The organism is Cytophaga sp. FL35 (assembly GCF_014349235.1).
Classification (GTDB): Bacteria; Bacteroidota; Bacteroidia; order Flavobacteriales; family Flavobacteriaceae; genus Euzebyella.
The window spans coordinates 251,329-268,740 of sequence record NZ_JACSOH010000004.1 but is presented as its reverse complement, the minus strand read 5'-3'; the positions used below and the strand labels follow the sequence as shown (position 1 = coordinate 268,740).

Sequence of the window (17,412 nt, the reverse complement as noted above, 5' to 3'; positions counted from 1 at the left end):
TTTCACCCTACATTTGTGATAGCAAAATTGCTTGAACAAGTACTGTACCAATAGGAACGAAAAAGCATGTATTTTCGTCTAAAATTACAAAATGTTTCTCGAAAACACCGTTAATCACAAAGAACAATTCGGGTGGATCGAAGTCATCTGTGGCTCCATGTTCTCCGGTAAAACAGAAGAATTGATCCGTAGGCTAAAACGGGCACAGTTTGCGAAGCAAAAAGTGGAAATTTTTAAGCCTATGGTAGATATTAGATATGATGAGGAGAAGGTGGTTTCCCATGACGCCAATGAAATACCCTCAACTCCGGTACCGGCAGCAGCCAATATTAGAATACTGGGGGATACCTGTGATGTGGTGGGCATAGACGAAGCTCAATTTTTTGATGATGAGATAGTTACTGTCTGTAACGATTTGGCCAACAGAGGGGTTAGGGTTGTGGTGGCCGGATTGGATATGGATTTTAAAGGAAATCCCTTTGGGCCAATGCCTGCCTTAATGGCCACTGCGGAGTATGTTACCAAAGTGCACGCTATTTGTACACGTACGGGTAATTTGGCCAATTATAGTTATCGTAAGTCTGCAAATGATAATTTGGTGCTTTTAGGAGAGACGGAAGAGTATGAGCCTTTGAGCAGAGCGGCATTTTACAAAGCTATGTTAAAGGAAAAGGTTAAAAAGATGGATGTAGAAGGCGAAGAAGTAAACCTTAAAACTAAAAATACGGATGCCAAAAGCTAAGGAAACGGTTCTTGAAATCGATCTTAAGGCCTTAGCGCACAATTACGCTTATTTAAAGGCTAAATTAGTACCCGAAACTATGTTTTTGGGGGTGGTGAAGGCATTTGCATACGGAAGCGATTCTATAGTTATCGCCAAAAAATTACAAGAGCTGGGTGCAGATTATCTAGCAGTTGCTTATACAAAAGAAGGAGTGGCGCTTCGCAAAGCGGGAATTACACTGCCTATTTTAGTTCTCCACCCTTTACCCACAAGTTTTAACAAAATCATTAAGCACAGGTTGGAACCCAATATCTATTCCTTTAAAATCTTTAAGGAATTTATGGCAGTGGCCGAAAAGAGGGGGGAAAAGAAATATCCTATACACATAAAATTCAATACAGGATTGAACCGATTGGGATTTGTGGAAGAGGATGTGGATGAAATCTGCAAACTTGCAGAATCTCAAGATGCAATTGAAATAGCTTCTGTTTTTTCACATTTGGCCGCTTCTGAAGACTTGAACGAAAAGGATTTTACGTTTAGGCAACTTTCCATTTTTGATAGTATTTCAAATAAAATGCACGCTAAGTTGTTGCATAAGCCCTTTAGACATACACTGAATACTTCGGGGATTATAAATTATGGTAAAATGGCGCAATATGAAATGGTCCGCAGCGGAATAGGGTTGTATGGTTACGGAAACGAGGCCAGTATAGACAAGCAGTTGATTCCCGTAGCCACTTTAAAGACCATCATTTCACAAACTCATGAAATCAAGGCAGGAGAATCCATTGGTTATAATAGAAAGTACAAAGCATCTGCTTCAATGGTAACGGCAACCCTACCTGTAGGTCATGCAGATGGCATTGGTAGAATTTATGGCAATAGGAATGGATTTGTTTGGATCAACGGAAAAAAAGCCGAAATAATTGGGAATACCTGTATGGATATGATTATGGTAGATGTAACGGGTATCAATTGTGAAGCTGGAGACGAGGTGATTGTTTTTGGTCCTAAAGCCAGTGCAGAAGATTTGGCCAAAGGAGCCTCTACTATATCGTATGAGTTGATAACTGGGATTTCCCGGCGGGTGAAGCGTTTAGTTATAGAGTAAAAAAAAGTTTTTAACATTTTCTTGTGAATAGGTTTTTTTAACTAATTTGCAGAGAACTATAAATAATTAACATTTAAAAAACACGTAAACCATGTTCAAAGAATTTAAGGATTTTATCATGACTGGCAACGTTATTGATTTAGCTGTTGCTGTAATTTTGGCCGGAGCCGTAGGCTTGGTCGTTAACGGATTCGTAAACGACATCATGATGCCAATTGTAGGTTATTTTGCCGGTGGAATGGATTTTGCCGATATGAAGGTCATACTTTCCGAGGCCGTCGTTGCAGCCGATGGAACCGTCGAAAAGCCAGAAAGTGCCATTCGTTACGGTGCATGGATCAACTCGATCATTAACTTGATTATTGTTGGATTTGTATTGTTCATGATCGTTAAGTCTTACAACAAAGTCCGTACTCCAGAGGTTGTTGAAGAGCCAGCTCCAGCAGGTCCTACAGCAGAAGAACTTCTTGCTGAGATTCGTGACGAATTGAAAAAGAAAAACTAAAGTATACACCGGGTATATAGACTCGGTAACCGCTACACTAATATAAAACCGCTAGTGAGTCCCTAAAATTCACTGGCGGTTCTTTTTTGTCAATTTGTTATTTTTGAAACAAATTGTTATATATTTAAATATTTTCCGTCTTGAGTTTGCTAACTCGTTGGTCTTGCACTACATTTGCGGCTCTAAATTAAAATAGATGAAAGTAGCTGTTGTTGGCGCTACCGGAATGGTAGGCGAGGTTATGTTAAAAGTATTGGCTGAACGCAAGTTTCCCATTACCGAATTGCTATTGGTGGCATCTGAGCGATCAGTAGGTAAAAAATTGAGTTACGACGGTAAAGAATATACGATTATTGGGTTGGCCGATGCGGTGGCACAAAAACCGAACATTGCCATATTTTCAGCTGGAGGTGATACATCACTCGAGTGGGCACCAAAATTTGCTGAAGTTGGAACTACCGTAGTCGATAATTCATCAGCATGGAGAATGGATGCTACCAAAAAATTGGTAGTACCAGAAATTAATGCCAACGTACTTACCAAGGAAGACAAAATTATTGCCAATCCTAACTGCTCTACCATTCAGCTAGTCATGGCCTTGGCTCCTTTGCACAGAAAATATAAAATGAAGCGGGTTTTGGTTTCAACATACCAATCGGTATCCGGCACCGGAGTTAAAGCTGTACAACAATTGGAAAATGAAATTGCCGGAGTGGAAGGCGAAATGGCCTATCCTTATCCTATTGGCAGAAATGCACTGCCCCATTGTGATGTCTTCTTGGAGAATGGTTACACCAAGGAAGAAATGAAATTGGCTCGGGAGCCACAGAAAATTTTGGATGATAGAACGTTCTCGGTAAGTGCTACGGCCGTGCGTATTCCTACTGCAGGTGGACACTCGGAGTCCGTTAACGTAGAGTTTGAAAACGATTTTGATTTGCAGGATGTGCGTCAATTGTTAAGCGAAACCCCAGGTGTGGAAGTGCAGGATAATCCTCAAACCAATACCTACCCAATGCCTATCTATGCCCATGATAAAGATGAGGTATTCGTTGGCCGGATCCGTAGGGATGAAACCCAACGAAATACCTTGAATATGTGGATTGTGGCAGACAACCTAAGAAAGGGAGCCGCAACCAACGCAGTTCAAATTGCTGAATATTTGGTGGCCAATGAATTGGTGTAACAGCATTTAGATACCTAATTTTACGTTAAAACCCGTAGCATTCAACAAATGTGCGGGTTTTTTTATTTTACTTTTGGGTGCTTCGATTCAAAAATCGGATTAAAAAAATAATGCCCTTTTTAATCTCGTAATTGTATAACGAGGTGAGTTTAATAAAATCGTTCACATGAAAAAAAATTTACTTCTACTGTCAGCAATCTTGATCATAGTTTCATGTGAAAATCAACCCTCAAAAAATAAGATTGAAGTGACATATCCTACAACAAAGAAAGTTGATACCCTAGATACTTATTTTGGTAATAACGTTGCTGATCCCTACAGATGGTTAGAAGATGACCGAAGCGAGGAGACGGGAGAATGGGTAAAAGCTCAAAACAAGACTACCTTCGGATATTTAGAGAAAATTCCTTTTCGGGAGGATATCAAAAACCGGTTGGAGAAACTTTGGAATTTCGAAAAACTAAGTGCTCCCTTTAAAGAAGGTGATTATACCTATTTCTATAAAAATGACGGGCTACAAAATCAGTATGTGGTCTACCGTAGCAAGGATGATGGAGAACCCGAAGTTTTTTTGGATCCCAATACGTTTTCAGAAGATGGTACTACCTCTTTAGCAGGTCTTAGCTTTACCAAAGACGGCTCTTTAGCCGCTTATTTGATATCTGAAGGCGGTAGCGATTGGCGCAAGGCCATCATCATTAATGCCGAAACCAAAGAGGCCGTTGAAGATACTTTGGTTGATATTAAATTCAGTGGTATTTCGTGGTTGGGTAACGATGGTTTTTACTATTCCAGTTATGATAAACCGGTGGGGAGTGAACTTTCTGCCAAAACGGATCAACACAAAGTTTATTACCATAAACTTGGTACCCCGCAAAAGGAGGACAAAGTCATCTTCGGGGCTAAGCCTAGTGAAAAACATCGATATATTGGGGCATCGGTAACAGAAGACCAAAAATACCTTTTGGTATCGGCAGCTACTTCCACTTCCGGAAATAAGTTGTTCATTAAAGATTTGGAAGATTCCAATTCAGACCTAATTCCTATTGTAGATGATACGGAATCGGACAATTACGTGATAGACAATGTTGGTTCAAAACTGTTCATCGTTACGAACCGAAATGCTCCCAATAAAAAAATCGTTACCGTTGATGCCAGCAATCCTGGTATAGACAATTGGGTAGATTTTATTCCGGAAACCGAAAATGTACTTTCACCGGGTACCGGAGGCGGTTATTTCTTTACCGAATATATGGTTGATGCTATTAGTAAGGTGTATCAATACGATTACGAAGGAAATTTAGTGCGCGAAATTAAATTACCCGGCGTGGGCAGTGCTACCGGATTTGGAGGCAAGAAAGATAATAAGGAATTCTATTTCTCCTTTACCAACTATATTATGCCCGGTTCCTCTTTTAAATATAATGTAGAAACGGGACAATATGAATCCTATTGGAGTCCTGAAATAGATTTTGACCCTACCGCATACGAGAGCAAGCAAGTATTTTACACCTCCAAGGACGGCACCAAAGTGCCCATGATAATTACCCATAAAAAAGGATTGAAACTGAATGGTAAGAATCCGACGATTTTATATGGTTACGGCGGTTTCAATATTAGTTTGACACCGTCATTTAGTATCGTAAACGCTATTTGGCTTGAGCAAGGTGGTATTTATGCCGTACCCAATTTAAGGGGCGGGGGCGAATATGGTAAGAAGTGGCACGTGGCAGGTACCAAATTGCAAAAGCAAAATGTATTTGATGACTTCATAGCTGCCGCAGAATATCTAATTGACAAAAATTATACTTCTTCCGATTATTTAGCCATAAGGGGAGGAAGCAATGGCGGATTGTTAGTGGGGGCTACCATGACCCAGAGGCCCGATTTGATGAAAGTAGCATTGCCTGCCGTGGGTGTTTTGGATATGCTTAGATACCATACTTTTACCGCCGGTGCCGGATGGGCCTATGACTACGGTACCGCCGAGGATGATGAAGAAATGTTCCAGTATTTAAAAGGGTATTCTCCCTTACACAACGTAAAGGAAGGGGTTGCTTACCCTGCCACATTGGTCACCACGGGCGACCATGACGACCGTGTGGTACCGGCACACAGCTTTAAATTCGCGGCCGAACTGCAATCAAAACAAACCGGAGACAACCCAACCTTGATACGAATCGAGACCAATGCAGGTCATGGTGCCGGTACACCGGTAAGTAAGACTATTGAGCAATACGCCGATATATTCGGTTTTACGCTTTACAATATGGGATATCAAGAATTACCCAACCAAGCGGTTTTAAAGGAGTTCAAAGAATAAACGGATAAAGAACCTTTTATTCAATAATCTACCGTATCCTCCGTTTTTAATTTAGCGGAGGTTCTGTCTTCCATAAGAATTCTATATGCTACAAGTAGACCATGTATCTTTTGCTTACCCTGACGGGGAAAGTGTTTTGGAGAATATCAACCTCCGTATCGCCAAAGGCGAACACATTTCGGTTATAGGCGAAAGTGGTTGTGGAAAAAGCACCCTGCTTAAAATTTTATACGGACTTCTAGATATTGAAGTCGGAGAAGTTTATTGGGACGATACCCAAATTCTTGGTCCGGCCTATAACTTGGTTCCTGGGCAGTCATTTATGAAATACCTCGCCCAAGACCTTGAATTGATGCCATTTACTACGGTTAGGGAGAATATTGGGGAATTTCTTTCTGTATTTGAACCCGAGCAGATGGAAGAAAGAATACAAGAACTGATGGAATTGGTTGAAATGACCAAGTTTGCCGATACCAAAGTACGTTATCTAAGCGGAGGGCAGCAACAACGAGTTGCCTTGGCGCGTGCATTGGCCCAAGAACCCAAAGTAATGCTTTTGGACGAGCCTTTCAGCCACATCGATAACTTTCGGAAGAACAGCTTGCGCCGTAATGTTTTTGGATATTTAAAAAGACAGAAAATAACCGTAATTACAGCTACCCATGATCCTATGGACATGCTTCCATTTGCGGATAGGGTCGTTGTTCTAAAAGACCGATTTATTATTGCGAAGGATACTCCAAAAAACCTTTACGAGAGACCCCAAGACTTGTATATTGCTTCTTTGTTCGGGGAAGCCAACCGCATTCCCATTAATATTCTAAAATCGTATGCAGACACCAAAAGACGTATCATCGTGTATGCCCATGAGTTTAAGGTTTCGGGTAAATCCGGTTTAGAGGTGGTCGTAAAAGGCTCATACTACATGGGTAGTTATTATATGATTGGTGGTATTTATGAGGGGCACGATATATTCTTTCACCATCATCAGCCTCTCGAAGTAGGTAAAGCTATCTTTTTGAATATTTCAATTGAGACCATCAATCAACGTATGGCTGCGCCAACCAATGTTTAGAGGATACTAGAACTCCTTCTTACCAAACTCGCTATCGATAAATTTCGATTTGTTCTTGTTGTTGTTAAAGTTGTATGACAGGTTGAGCAAGACCATATCTACCTCGTACACATAATTGGTCGTGGTAAAAAACTCATTATCGCGATAGGTCGTGATGCGTTGTTCATTGGAATCTAACATGCCTAAATCAATATTCTGCCATTGTAGGGTGGCCGTAAGCCTATTATCCAAAAACGATTTATAAAAAGTGAGGTTAGGGGAATAAAACCTCGAATCTTCCCCTTGGGCCGTAACCATTTCCGATAGGTAGTTAAAAGTGAATTGCAAAGAAGCGGTTTCGGACAGGGAATAGGTGCTGTTTAAATTAAAAGAATAAACAAAAGTATCGGTATCTACAGGTCGCCCATCGTACGCGCCATCAAACGTAATTGTAAAGGTTGGCGCCAATAAAGTTGTTCCAGTTTTTCAACGGCTTAAGTTGCGAACCGATTTCGAGTCCGATTGCCTTGGATTTACCAACATTGGAATAAATTCGGTTAAGGATGGTATCGTTATAAATAGTATTTACGCGATTGACCAGATTTTTGGTATTTCTATAATAGGCCGTAGCAAATATGGAATTTCCACCCTCAAAACTTTGGGTAATTCCCAACTCTACCAAGTCGATAAATTCGGGTTTCAGGGTAGGGTCACCTTGTTCGAGGGTCTCCGAGTGTTCTCTCTCCGGAAACGGATTCATTTTAAAGGTGGTAGTTCTTTCTACACGCTTACTATAAGCAGCCTTTACTTTGGTTCGATCTGACATACTGTATTGCACCGAAGCCGTTGGAAAGGGTTTTACGTAATCGTAGGTATAGGTAGTGTCAATGATTCCTACCTTATCCCTCAGTTCCAATTCACGGTCCATGGCCTCAATTCGCAAACCGGCGGCATACTCCCATTTGCCCTTGGCTCCATTTAATTGGGCGTAGCCCGAATGAATGCTTCTTTGTAAATCTACTTCACTGGAAAACTCCGGCACCAGTTCAAAAACGTTACCTGTTGATTCGTCTTTTCGTTCGTAAACAAAGTCGCCCGTATGATCTAAATTTCGATACTGATAGCCTGTTTCCAATTGTCCGAATTTAAATGGTTTAAGGGAATAATCGACTTGAAACCTAAATCCGTTCAAGGGGTTGTGATTGGTGTTGTATTCTTGTTGATAGACGATGTTTCTGTTAGGCTCTCCAAGGTTGTCACTTTCGGTAGGTCCGCCCAAAAGCGTGTATTCATATAGAATGGAAGTGGAAAGACGAGAATTATTTTTAAAGGTATGGGCGTAATCGAAACTTCCTAAAGCAAAATCACTTTTACGGGTACGCAGGTTGTGGTTATAATATTGAAAGGTGTATAATCGGTCGCCACCAGAGGCGGGCGTAATGGCATGGTTGTCGTAGTAAACGATATCTGCCAAGCGGTCTTTCTGACGCTTACCGGCGTAGAATCCCAAAGAAAAGGTATTCAAGGTATCGGGCGTATAGTCTACGGTAAACCTTCCACTGTAATTGGTTTCGTCAAAACTACGTTCACCAGTTGAAGGAAATTGCGTGAGGGTATCGTTGATAATGGTGAAAACATCACCTTCACGTCTTCCTCCCAAATCATTTCTCTGAAAACTAGCACCTAAAGAAATATTCCAGTCTTCTTTTCTAATGTTATAAGTCGCATCGGCGCCATAGCGCTGGTGGTATTCATCATTTCCATATGTTTCTACGGATGGAAAACCGCCTTTTACGTTGATTTGGGCAAATGAACCGTCTGTCGCTCCCTTTTTGGTAATGATATTGATAAGGCCCGCCTTGCCCTCAGGATCATATTTAGCGGATGGTGCAGTAATGACTTCTACTCTTTCCACGGCATTGGCCGGAAACTGGTTTAGAAGGTCCGATGCATTTCCCTGAACAGGATTGCCATTCAGCAGCACCACAAAGCCAGAACTTCCGCGAACACTAATTTCGCCCTGTGCATCTACAGTCACCGATGGTATGTTTTTAATAATATCGGTGGCATTGCCCCCCAAACTATTCTGAAACTTATTGGCGTCAAAAACTTGACGATCAATTTTGTTGATTACCGTAGCCCTCTCCCCTTGAACGACAACCTCTTCGAGCATGGTTCCCCCAATCTTCAGGGGAATATTTCCCACGTCCACCGGTTTACGGTTCTGTACACTGATGTTCGCAATCGTTTTCGTTTCAAAACCAATAAAGGAAGCTTCTAGATAGTAGGTACCGATTTTCACATTTTCGATGGTAAAAACCCCATCCATATCGGTAATGACCCCAGTAACCAATTCTTTCGATTCTTGATTAAAAAGTGCCGCCGTGGCATATTCCAGTGGATAGTCATTTTCTTGGTCAATAATTTTACCTGTCACCTGCGCTGTCGTTATAAAGGGAAGTACGACAAGCAAAAGCAAAAAAGAATATATGTTCATTTTCAATCAGTGGTTTGGATTTCGATTGCCGAAAGTAGTATGGCCACCTTTTGAATTAGGGTACGTATGAAAAAATTAAGGTACGAGGGTTTCTTTTTTGAACTGTAAAGGAGTTTTTTGCTCGAATCTCTTAAAAAATTTAACAAAGTGTGACACATCCCCGAAGCTGAGATTATAGGCAATCTCGGTTGCCGAGAGATCGGTGTACAATAATTGGCGTTTGGCTTCTTTGATAATATGTTCGGCGATAACCGTTGAGGCCGTTTTATCAAATTTACGTTTGCAAACGGCATTCAAATTTTGAGAAGTTGTGCTGAGAGCTTGGGCATAATAACCCACATCATTTTTGAGGTCCTTTTCTAAAAGCTCGATGAATAGGTGGTCTATTTCCCCTAAAGTTTGCTTTGGATATGCGGGGGCGAAGGATAAAATTTTAGATAGAATGGCCTTCAAGATTCCTTCCATGATAAAATCACGCTCTGCGCCAAGGGATTTCAGCTCTTTACAGGCGATTTCGAATAGGGGAAATAGCGAAGTATCGTCTTTTGTGAAAATCACACGATGATTCTCTAGTGCGTTTAATTGTAGATTAATGTACCGGTCCAAGGTCTTTTCCAGAAAATCTTCTTTAATGATGATGACAAAACCTTCAGGTACCGAATCAATGGCCCAATGGTGTACCTCATCTTTTTTGACCACAAATGCCAGAGGGGGTTGTATGGGGTATCCCTCCTCGTCCATATAATGCATACCTGTTCCCTTAGTAAAATACACCAGCTCCAAATATTTATTATGACGGTGTGGTCTAGTATATCGCTTGTTGGCATCAAAAGGTTCTATTTTAATGTTTTCAAAGGCTGATATTTTAGTATAGGTCTGGATTTCTGTGCGCATCAATGGCTTACTTAAATTGGGAGTCGTTGCAGGATTGGCTTTTTGGTATTAGTAAAATTACAAAATGAAAACTGTAAAAAGATTGAGGGATGCATTTCATAACAAAAATGTCATTGCCACTCATTTACTCTTATAACAGTTTCAATAATAGGGTCGTGTAAGAAATTGGGGGGTTCTTTGACTAATTTGTCAATTTACAAATAGATACAAGGTGTATACAGAGTTTAAGGAGCCAAGGTTAAAAGCCATATTTGGAATTACGGATGACATTAAGAATGATGAACGGCGGTTTTCAAATACAGAAAACACGATTAAATTCTTTTGGAACCGAAACCAAGAGGCTACAACTGTTGAAATTGATGGCTTACAGCTGACCTTGGAACCAAATCAAATAGTTACAGTTACCTATTTACAGAATATATCCTTTGCAAATACCCATCTCCCATTAACCACCTTGTTGTTCAATAGAGAGTTCTATTGTATCGTAGATCATGATAGCGAAGTGTCCTGTAATGGTATTTTGTTCTTTGGTACTCAAGATATTCCTATCGTAAGCATTCCAGAAGAATTACAACGGCGTTTTGATATGCTGTACGAAATCTTTTTAGAAGAGTTCAGCACACCAGACAAGATTCAAGGGGCCATGCTGCAAATGCTTTTGAAACGCTTGATCATTATGTGTACCCGTTTGGCGAAAGAACAACTCATCGTGAAATCGTTGAACAATGACCAAATCGAAGTTATCAGAAAGTTCAATTTTCTGGTAGATATTCATTATAAGGATAAAAGAAAGGTAAGCGATTATGCAACTATGCTGCACAAATCGCCCAAAACGCTTTCCAACCTTTTTTCCATTTACGGACAAAAATCACCGCAACAGATAATTTTAAGCCGATTGGCGCTAGAGGCTAAAAGGCTGATTCACTTTACTGATAAGCAAAATCAAGAAATTGCCTACGAACTTGGTTTTAACGACCCCGCTCATTTTAGCAAGTTTTTCAAAAAACTTACCCAACTTACCCCTTCTCAATACCGAGAATCATTGACTTTAAAGGCCTAAGGGAAATTTAGGCAAGCGTTCGGGAAATTCATCATAACCCCTGTCCTCTCTTTGTTCACATCTTTGTACTGTAAAAATAACAAAGCAATGAGCAACAAAGAAAAGTCACTATTCAACCTCATTACGATTTTCACTAATAATCGAGCGAGTAACAAAAGAAAGCTAAATGCCTCGGCACATTGTGAAAAGGCATACCATCACGATTTCTATTGTGATTCGGCAAAATCGTTTTAATCCAATTATCAACAATTTAAATATAGTATTATGAGCAATTTTAAACCCTTAAAAAGAGAAGAAGTAAACGAAGCCAATCAGGCTATTTTTGACAACCTTGAAAAAGCGGTTGGCTTTGTACCTAATTTGTACGCTACCTACGCACATTCTAACAATGCCTTGGCCAATTATTTAAATTTTGCGAATGCCAAAACTTCATTGAACGCTAAGCAAAAAGAAGTTGTCAACCTAGCGGTTAGCCAAGTAAACAACTGTGAGTACTGTTTGGCCGCCCACACCGCAATCGGAAAAATGAACGGTTTTACAGATGAGCAAATTTTAGAGTTGAGAAGTGGTAAGGCTTCCTTCGATTCTAAATTGGATGCCTTGGCAAAATTTGCCAAAAATGTTACCGAGAATAGAGGTGCAACCGATGAAGAAGTAGTTAACAACTTTTTGAATAACGGATGGACAAAAGAAAACCTTATCGACGCCATTGTTCTTGTAGGTGATAAAACCATCAGTAACTACGTACATAGCACCACTAAAGTACCGGTAGATTTTCCTGCTGCAGAACCTTTAGACGCAACTGTTTAATTCTAATCGCTAACATACATCTTAAAAAATAAATATCATGAAAAACATTCTATTGATTTTTGCTGTCGTTTTCGGATTCAACGCAGCTCTTCAGGCACAAGACACCCAAACAAAGACCATTACCTTGGAGCAAACGCCAGGTGAGTTTACCAAAAAACAATTGACCGTATCAGAAGGTACGTACGTATTTGAAATTGTAAACAATGGTATTGACCATAAAGTAGGATTTGTACTGGTAGAAAAGGGTAAGGATATTTCAAAGCCCGAAAACCACATTCAAACCGCCTATGTAACGGCTCCCGTAGCTACTGATTCCAAACAAAATTCAAAGCCAACGGTTTTGAGCAAGGGCGAGTATGTATATTTCTGTCCTTTGAACCCTACTGCGACCGATAATATTTTGGTTGTACAGTAATAAATAGAATAGTATAGTAAAACGGCCTTTGTTTCAAAGGCTTTTTTTTGCTAAAACTCAAATTTGAGTTGTACCGATACCGATTCTTTTTTTTCTTCCTTTTCGTTTTTGTCCGTGTTGAGGTTGGAAAGGGAAATGCCCAACAACCTTACGGAATTCTTCATTTCTTCTTGGTAGAGCAATTCTTTTGCAGTTTCCAAAATCAGGCTTTTGTCGGCTATAAAATAGGAAAGGGTCTTGCTCCGAGTGTTCAGGGTAAAGTCGCTATACTTTATTTTTAGGGTAATGGTCTTTCCCGCAATCTTCGATTTTTTTAGTCTTCTTTCCAGTTCTTCGGCAATACGCTCTAGGCGTTCCAGCATAAAGATTTCACTGCTAAGGTTTTCGCTAAAAGTGCGTTCGGCCCCAACTGATTTAGGAATGCGATGCGGCTTTACGGCACTGTGGTGAATGCCTCTTACCACGTTATAATAGTAACTGCCGCTCTTGCCAAAATTTTCTTCCAAAAAATCTAAGGACTTCTTTTTTAGGTCCGCTCCAGTGAAAATGCCCAATTTGTACATCTTTTCGGCGGTGACCTTACCTACCCCATAGAACTTTCTAATGTCCAAATCTTCGAGAAATTGCAGCACTTCGGAAGGATTCACCGTTTTTTGTCCGTTAGGCTTGTTGTAATCACTGGCCACTTTGGCAATAAACTTATTAATGGAAATTCCCGCGGAAGCGGTAAGTCCGGTTACCTCTAAAATACGCTGTCTAATTTCCTTCGCGATCATCGTAGCCGATGGGTTTCCTTTTTTGTTTTGGGTAACATCCAGATAAGCTTCATCCAGGGAAAGCGGTTCCACCAAATCCGTATACTCAAAAAAGATGTTTCTGATTTGTTTGGATACCTCTTTATAGCGATCAAAATGAGCTTTGACAAAGATGAGCTCCGGACATTTTTTTTGGGCCAGTACGCTGCTCATGGCGCTACGTACTCCAAATTTTCGGGCCTCATAACTTGCTGCAGAGACAACGCCCCTTTTAGAACTTCCGCCCACGGCAACAGGTTTTCCCTTGAGTTCAGGATGGTCCAATTGTTCTACGGAGGCGTAAAAAGCATCCATATCCACATGTATGATCTTTCGGTTGTCAAATTCATTGGACATGCTGTAAAATTACGCTATATTTAGTTGGATGGAAGAAGAGAAAAAGGCCGCAATTATTCTTGGTGCCACCGGACTCACCGGAGGTAAATTATTGAAACTGTTATTGGCAGATGACCGCTATCAAAAGGTGAAACTGTTTTCTCGAAGCTCGGTGGGAATACAACATGAGAAATTAGAGGAGCATTTGGGCGATTTGATGAACCTTTCTAGTTTCAAAGAAGATTTTACCGGGCAGGAAGTATTTTGCTGTATTGGAACGACCAAAGCCAAAACACCGGATAATGCGCTGTATGAAAAAATCGATTATGGTATTCCCGTAGAGGCGGCTAAATTGTGTGTAGAAAATCAAATTCCCACATTTGTGGTGGTCTCCGCATTAGGAGCTGATGCCAAAAGCAAGATTTTCTATAACCGCATCAAAGGTCAAATGGAAGAGGCCGTTTTACAGCAGCAAATTAGGAATACCTATATTTTGCAACCTTCTTTGATAGGAGGAAAGCGAGAGGAAAAAAGGTTGGGCGAATGGCTTTTTAAGCAACTGATGAAAATTGGTAATCTTTTATTGGTAGGAGGATTAAGGAAATACCGTTCCATTGAGCCCGATTCCATTGCCCAATGCATGCTTTGGGTGGCCAATAACGACTATCCAAACGGGAAAATAGAGTCTGATAAAATAAAAGAACTAGCAAAGCAGTGATAGAAATAGAACGAAAATTTTTGGTGAATTCCGATGCTTTTAAGGAAAATTCAAGCTCTCAAGAACGTATTGTTCAGGGCTTTTTGAATACGGATCCAGAACGTACGGTTCGAGTGCGAATCAAAGGAGATAGTGGATTTTTGACCGTGAAGGGAAAATCAAACCAAGAAGGAACTACCCGTTTTGAGTGGGAGCATAAGATTACCGTTACTGAAGCGGAGCAATTACTCATTCTTTGTGAAAAGGGTATCATTGACAAAACCAGATATGCAGTGCCCGTGGGAAATCATTTGTTTGAAGTGGATGAGTTTTATGGCGATAATGAGGGCCTTACCGTTGCCGAAGTGGAACTCTCCACTGAAAAAGAACGTTTTCAAAAACCGGAATGGTTAGGAGAAGAGGTAACTGGAGATATAAAATATTACAATTCTCAATTGGGCAAAAAGCCCTTTAAAACATGGTAAAGATGAGGTGTTTGGTAATCTTGGTCGTTTTGTTAGTTTGTATGGCATGCCAAGAACGGGCAAAACAGGATAACAAATCAGTAAATGTTGTTGAGGAAGTTAAACCTTCCGTTGCAGCTACTAAAGCCGAACTTGAAGGAGAAGGCTATCAAATTTTCGATTATGTAGATGAAAAAACAAAAGACACGGTGTTGATGCAGCAATACTTCATCGCCTTTTTAAAAAGCGGTCCCAATAGAACCCAAAGTAAAAAGGAAGCGGATAGTTTGCAAACGTTACATTTAGCGCATTTGGGCAAAATGTACGAAATGGGTTATGCCGATATATCCGGACCTTTTGGTGACGATGGGGCTATACGGGGCATTACCATTTATAATGTGCCCACCCAAGAAATGGCAGATAGTTTGGCCAATGCAGATCCTATGGTAAAAGCAGGGCGTTTAAAAATTGAAATTCACCCTTGGTGGGCTGCTAAAGGTTTTGGATTAAGGTAGTTGGTTGTTTAAAGTTGATGGCTCTTATATTTTTTGCTATAAAGCCCTAATCCCTTGTAATGGTACTATTATAAGGTGTTCCAAGAGTTCTTCGGTAGTGTAATTGTCAAAAAAGTCGCTTTGGGGCAGTATAATTTCATCGGTGCGTAAAAGGAATAATTCGCATATCAATTTAAGATTAATCCCTTCCTTGATTTGCCCTTTATTTTTTGCTTCTTGCAATAAATCTAGAATATAGGTCCAAACAATTCCTTGCCTAAAATTGTTATAGAAGTTAAAAGCTTCCGGATAATATTTTTTGAGCCCAAAAAGAAAGGTAGGACTCAAGTTTCTTAATTCCTTAAGTCCTACTCTATAAATTTGAATTACCCGTTTAAACGGGTCGTTGTGCCCATCACTTAGTTCAAAAAAATTACTCATTTTTAGATGGGTACGCTGTAACAAGTAGGCCACACTTTCTAAAACCAGTTCATCCTTTGTTTTAAAATGGGTGTAGAGGGTTTTTTTGGAAATACCAAGCGCATGGGCAACATCGTCCATACTCACCCTTTTGCAACCATATTTGGTAAAAAGGGAAAGTGCTTGTTCCAGTGCCGCTGTTCTTTCTTGCACCACGATATGATTATTGCCAACCTCCACCAAGAGCACGGTATAATTCTACCGTTGCACTTAGCTGACCATATTTAGAATCGATGAGGTTCAGTTCTGAGTTTAAGGCATTTTGCCTTGCGGTTAACACCTCTAGATAATTGGCCAGCCCGTTGTTCAAAAGTTCTTCGGAATAATCTTCGGCCAAGGCATAGGAATCCAATTCTTTTTCCCTAGCAGAAAGTTTTTTGGTTTCGGCCTCATAGTTATACAAAGCATTTGAAACTTCTTGCCCTGCGGTTAGCAAACTCTTTTTATAATTTAAAAGTGCTTGTTCCTGCTGTGCCTTTGCCGCTTCTAATTGGGTTCTTAGTTTACGCTGGTTAAATAAAGGCTGGGTCAAGGAACCAACCAATGAGGAAAACAGTGAACTGGCATCTATAAAATTGTCCAATTCCAAGCTTTGAAAGCCTCCTTGGGCCGTTAGTGTTAAACTTGGATACATACTGCTACGCGCCACATTGGTCAATTCAAAAGCATTTACCAATGCATACTCTGCCTGTATTACATCTGGTCTGTTGGCCAGTAATAATGCAGGTACACCAGTGTTTAAATCCGTATTTATTTCTTGGTCTTCAATGGTAGTCCTTGCAATGGAATGCGGAGCTTCCCCTAGTAATAAACTAAAGCTGTTCTCTAACAATTTAATATTGTTCTCCAAATCAATAAGAATTATTTCCGTAGTGTGCACCTGAGCTTCGGTTTGTTTTACCGCAACTTCCGTAACCTGGCCAGCATCTTTTAAGGCCATTGTGGTTTCTAGACTACTTTTGCGTGCCTCAAGTGTTTCTTCTGCAACTAATTTTTGACGGTCTAGCGCCAATAGTTGATAATACAAATCGGCAATGCTTGCCACCAGTTGTGTCTTTACCGCTTGGTGTGCTGCAACACTTTGTAGATAGTTGGCATTGGCGGCCCGTTTATTACTACGAATTTTACCCCAAACATCGGCCTCCCAAGAAAGTGTTCCAGATAATTGGTATTGCTCAATAGCTTCGCTAAAAATACTACCAAACTGACTGTTCTCTGAGTTCTTGGTGCGTGTAGCACTTGCCGTGGCAGATAAGGTTGGAAAATACCCTGCCTTACCCTGTTTTAAATAAGATTCTGCACTTATTATACTTTGCAGGGCTATACGTATGTCCAAATTATTGGTAAGTCCCTTTTCTATATGCGATTGCAATTGGGCATCGGTAAAAATATCCTTCCAAGAAACCTGGGCCATAGATACACTATCTTGTGGTAATTGGTCCGTTCTATACAGTTTTTGGGTTTCCAAATCTGGTCTTTCGTAATTCTTGGCCACAAAACAAGATTGCAGCACAAGCGGAAGTACCAAAATGGCTATGAATTTTATATTGTTTCTTTTTATCATT

Annotated in this window: 16 protein-coding genes and 1 pseudogene; 12 read left to right on the top strand and 5 right to left on the bottom strand. The window is 40.4% G+C overall.

Annotated features, from left to right (window positions below; genetic code table 11):
- Positions 1-91 precede the first annotated feature (91 nt).
- The 6 genes from BIZ36_RS04890 to BIZ36_RS04865 all read left to right on the top strand — a co-directional run bounded on the left by BIZ36_RS04890 (position 92) and on the right by BIZ36_RS04865 (position 6,927).
- Positions 92-742: a thymidine kinase gene (locus BIZ36_RS04890; protein ID WP_187456748.1), complete on the top strand. Its 651-nt coding sequence runs from the start codon at positions 92-94 to the stop codon at positions 740-742.
- A complete protein-coding gene (gene alr / locus BIZ36_RS04885; protein ID WP_187456747.1) occupies positions 729-1,838 on the top strand; it encodes an alanine racemase in 1,110 nt (369 codons plus the stop codon). Before BIZ36_RS04890 ends, alr begins: the two co-directional genes overlap by 14 nt.
- Before the next feature lie 91 nt (positions 1,839-1,929).
- Positions 1,930-2,343, top strand: coding sequence for a large conductance mechanosensitive channel protein MscL (gene mscL / locus BIZ36_RS04880; protein WP_187456746.1), 414 nt, complete (start codon positions 1,930-1,932; stop codon positions 2,341-2,343).
- 196 nt (positions 2,344-2,539) lie between these two features.
- Complete coding sequence (locus BIZ36_RS04875) at positions 2,540-3,529, top strand: aspartate-semialdehyde dehydrogenase (RefSeq protein WP_187456745.1); 990 nt, start codon at positions 2,540-2,542, stop codon at positions 3,527-3,529.
- Between the two features lie 166 nt (positions 3,530-3,695).
- A complete protein-coding gene (locus BIZ36_RS04870; RefSeq protein ID WP_187456744.1) occupies positions 3,696-5,852 on the top strand; it encodes a prolyl oligopeptidase family serine peptidase in 2,157 nt (718 codons plus the stop codon).
- Positions 5,853-5,937: 85 nt separating this feature from the next.
- Positions 5,938-6,927 carry an ABC transporter ATP-binding protein gene (locus BIZ36_RS04865; protein WP_187456743.1) on the top strand — a complete coding sequence of 330 codons (990 nt, stop codon included), beginning with the start codon at positions 5,938-5,940 and terminating at the stop codon, positions 6,925-6,927.
- Positions 6,928-6,933: 6 nt separating this feature from the next.
- Here BIZ36_RS04865 and BIZ36_RS04860 read toward each other — a convergent pair.
- Both BIZ36_RS04860 and BIZ36_RS04855 read right to left on the bottom strand, forming a co-directional pair.
- A pseudogene (locus BIZ36_RS04860) lies at positions 6,934-9,403 on the bottom strand (TonB-dependent receptor).
- Positions 9,404-9,478: 75 nt separating this feature from the next.
- Complete coding sequence (locus BIZ36_RS04855) at positions 9,479-10,297, bottom strand: AraC family transcriptional regulator (RefSeq protein WP_187456742.1); 819 nt, start codon at positions 10,295-10,297, stop codon at positions 9,479-9,481.
- 211 nt (positions 10,298-10,508) lie between these two features.
- On the opposite strand from BIZ36_RS04855, the gene BIZ36_RS21275 reads away from it, so the two are divergent.
- The 3 genes from BIZ36_RS21275 (at position 10,509) to BIZ36_RS04840 (ending at position 12,582) form a co-directional block, all read left to right on the top strand.
- Entirely contained in the window at positions 10,509-11,357 is an 849-nt protein-coding gene (locus tag BIZ36_RS21275; protein ID WP_187456741.1) for a helix-turn-helix domain-containing protein, read from the top strand.
- Positions 11,358-11,621: 264 nt separating this feature from the next.
- Positions 11,622-12,167, top strand: coding sequence for a carboxymuconolactone decarboxylase family protein (locus BIZ36_RS04845; protein ID WP_187456740.1), 546 nt, complete (start codon positions 11,622-11,624; stop codon positions 12,165-12,167).
- Between the two features lie 37 nt (positions 12,168-12,204).
- Complete coding sequence (locus BIZ36_RS04840; RefSeq protein WP_187456739.1) at positions 12,205-12,582, top strand: hypothetical protein; 378 nt, start codon at positions 12,205-12,207, stop codon at positions 12,580-12,582.
- 50 nt (positions 12,583-12,632) lie between these two features.
- Here BIZ36_RS04840 and dinB read toward each other — a convergent pair whose 3' ends face one another.
- Positions 12,633-13,733 (bottom strand): DNA polymerase IV, encoded by a 1,101-nt coding sequence (dinB, locus tag BIZ36_RS04835; protein WP_187456738.1) that lies wholly within the window; start codon positions 13,731-13,733, stop codon positions 12,633-12,635.
- A 28-nt stretch (positions 13,734-13,761) separates the two neighbouring features.
- Between dinB and BIZ36_RS04830 the strand changes: the two genes are divergently transcribed.
- The 3 genes from BIZ36_RS04830 to BIZ36_RS04820 are packed head-to-tail and all read left to right on the top strand — an operon-like array spanning position 13,762 to position 15,388.
- On the top strand, positions 13,762-14,430 hold the full coding sequence (locus tag BIZ36_RS04830; RefSeq protein WP_187456737.1) for an NAD(P)H-binding protein: 669 nt from the start codon (positions 13,762-13,764) through the stop codon (positions 14,428-14,430).
- Entirely contained in the window at positions 14,427-14,894 is a 468-nt protein-coding gene (locus BIZ36_RS04825; RefSeq protein ID WP_187456736.1) for a CYTH domain-containing protein, read from the top strand. The genes BIZ36_RS04830 and BIZ36_RS04825 overlap by 4 nt, the downstream gene beginning before the upstream one ends.
- 2 nt (positions 14,895-14,896) lie before the next feature.
- A complete protein-coding gene (locus tag BIZ36_RS04820) occupies positions 14,897-15,388 on the top strand; it encodes a YciI family protein (RefSeq protein WP_222937237.1) in 492 nt (163 codons plus the stop codon).
- A 36-nt stretch (positions 15,389-15,424) separates the two neighbouring features.
- Here the strand turns inward: BIZ36_RS04820 and BIZ36_RS04815 are convergent, their stop codons facing one another.
- Positions 15,425-16,000, bottom strand: coding sequence for a TetR/AcrR family transcriptional regulator (locus BIZ36_RS04815; RefSeq protein ID WP_187456734.1), 576 nt, complete (start codon positions 15,998-16,000; stop codon positions 15,425-15,427).
- Between the two features lie 10 nt (positions 16,001-16,010).
- Complete coding sequence (locus BIZ36_RS04810; RefSeq protein WP_187456733.1) at positions 16,011-17,411, bottom strand: efflux transporter outer membrane subunit; 1,401 nt, start codon at positions 17,409-17,411, stop codon at positions 16,011-16,013.
- Position 17,412 lies beyond the last annotated feature (1 nt).

Coding starts and splice junctions, on each gene's coding strand:
- dinB (WP_187456738.1), bottom strand. CDS start 13,733: ATGTCCAATGAATTTGACAACCGAAAGATCATACATGTGGATATGGAT.
- BIZ36_RS04840 (WP_187456739.1), top strand. CDS start 12,205: ATGAAAAACATTCTATTGATTTTTGCTGTCGTTTTCGGATTCAACGCA.
- BIZ36_RS04810 (WP_187456733.1), bottom strand. CDS start 17,411: ATGATAAAAAGAAACAATATAAAATTCATAGCCATTTTGGTACTTCCG.
- BIZ36_RS04845 (WP_187456740.1), top strand. CDS start 11,622: ATGAGCAATTTTAAACCCTTAAAAAGAGAAGAAGTAAACGAAGCCAAT.
- BIZ36_RS04820 (WP_222937237.1), top strand. CDS start 14,897: ATGAGGTGTTTGGTAATCTTGGTCGTTTTGTTAGTTTGTATGGCATGC.
- BIZ36_RS04870 (WP_187456744.1), top strand. CDS start 3,696: ATGAAAAAAAATTTACTTCTACTGTCAGCAATCTTGATCATAGTTTCA.
- BIZ36_RS04890 (WP_187456748.1), top strand. CDS start 92: ATGTTTCTCGAAAACACCGTTAATCACAAAGAACAATTCGGGTGGATC.
- alr (WP_187456747.1), top strand. CDS start 729: ATGCCAAAAGCTAAGGAAACGGTTCTTGAAATCGATCTTAAGGCCTTA.
- mscL (WP_187456746.1), top strand. CDS start 1,930: ATGTTCAAAGAATTTAAGGATTTTATCATGACTGGCAACGTTATTGAT.
- BIZ36_RS04855 (WP_187456742.1), bottom strand. CDS start 10,297: ATGCGCACAGAAATCCAGACCTATACTAAAATATCAGCCTTTGAAAAC.
- BIZ36_RS04865 (WP_187456743.1), top strand. CDS start 5,938: ATGCTACAAGTAGACCATGTATCTTTTGCTTACCCTGACGGGGAAAGT.
- BIZ36_RS04875 (WP_187456745.1), top strand. CDS start 2,540: ATGAAAGTAGCTGTTGTTGGCGCTACCGGAATGGTAGGCGAGGTTATG.
- BIZ36_RS04830 (WP_187456737.1), top strand. CDS start 13,762: ATGGAAGAAGAGAAAAAGGCCGCAATTATTCTTGGTGCCACCGGACTC.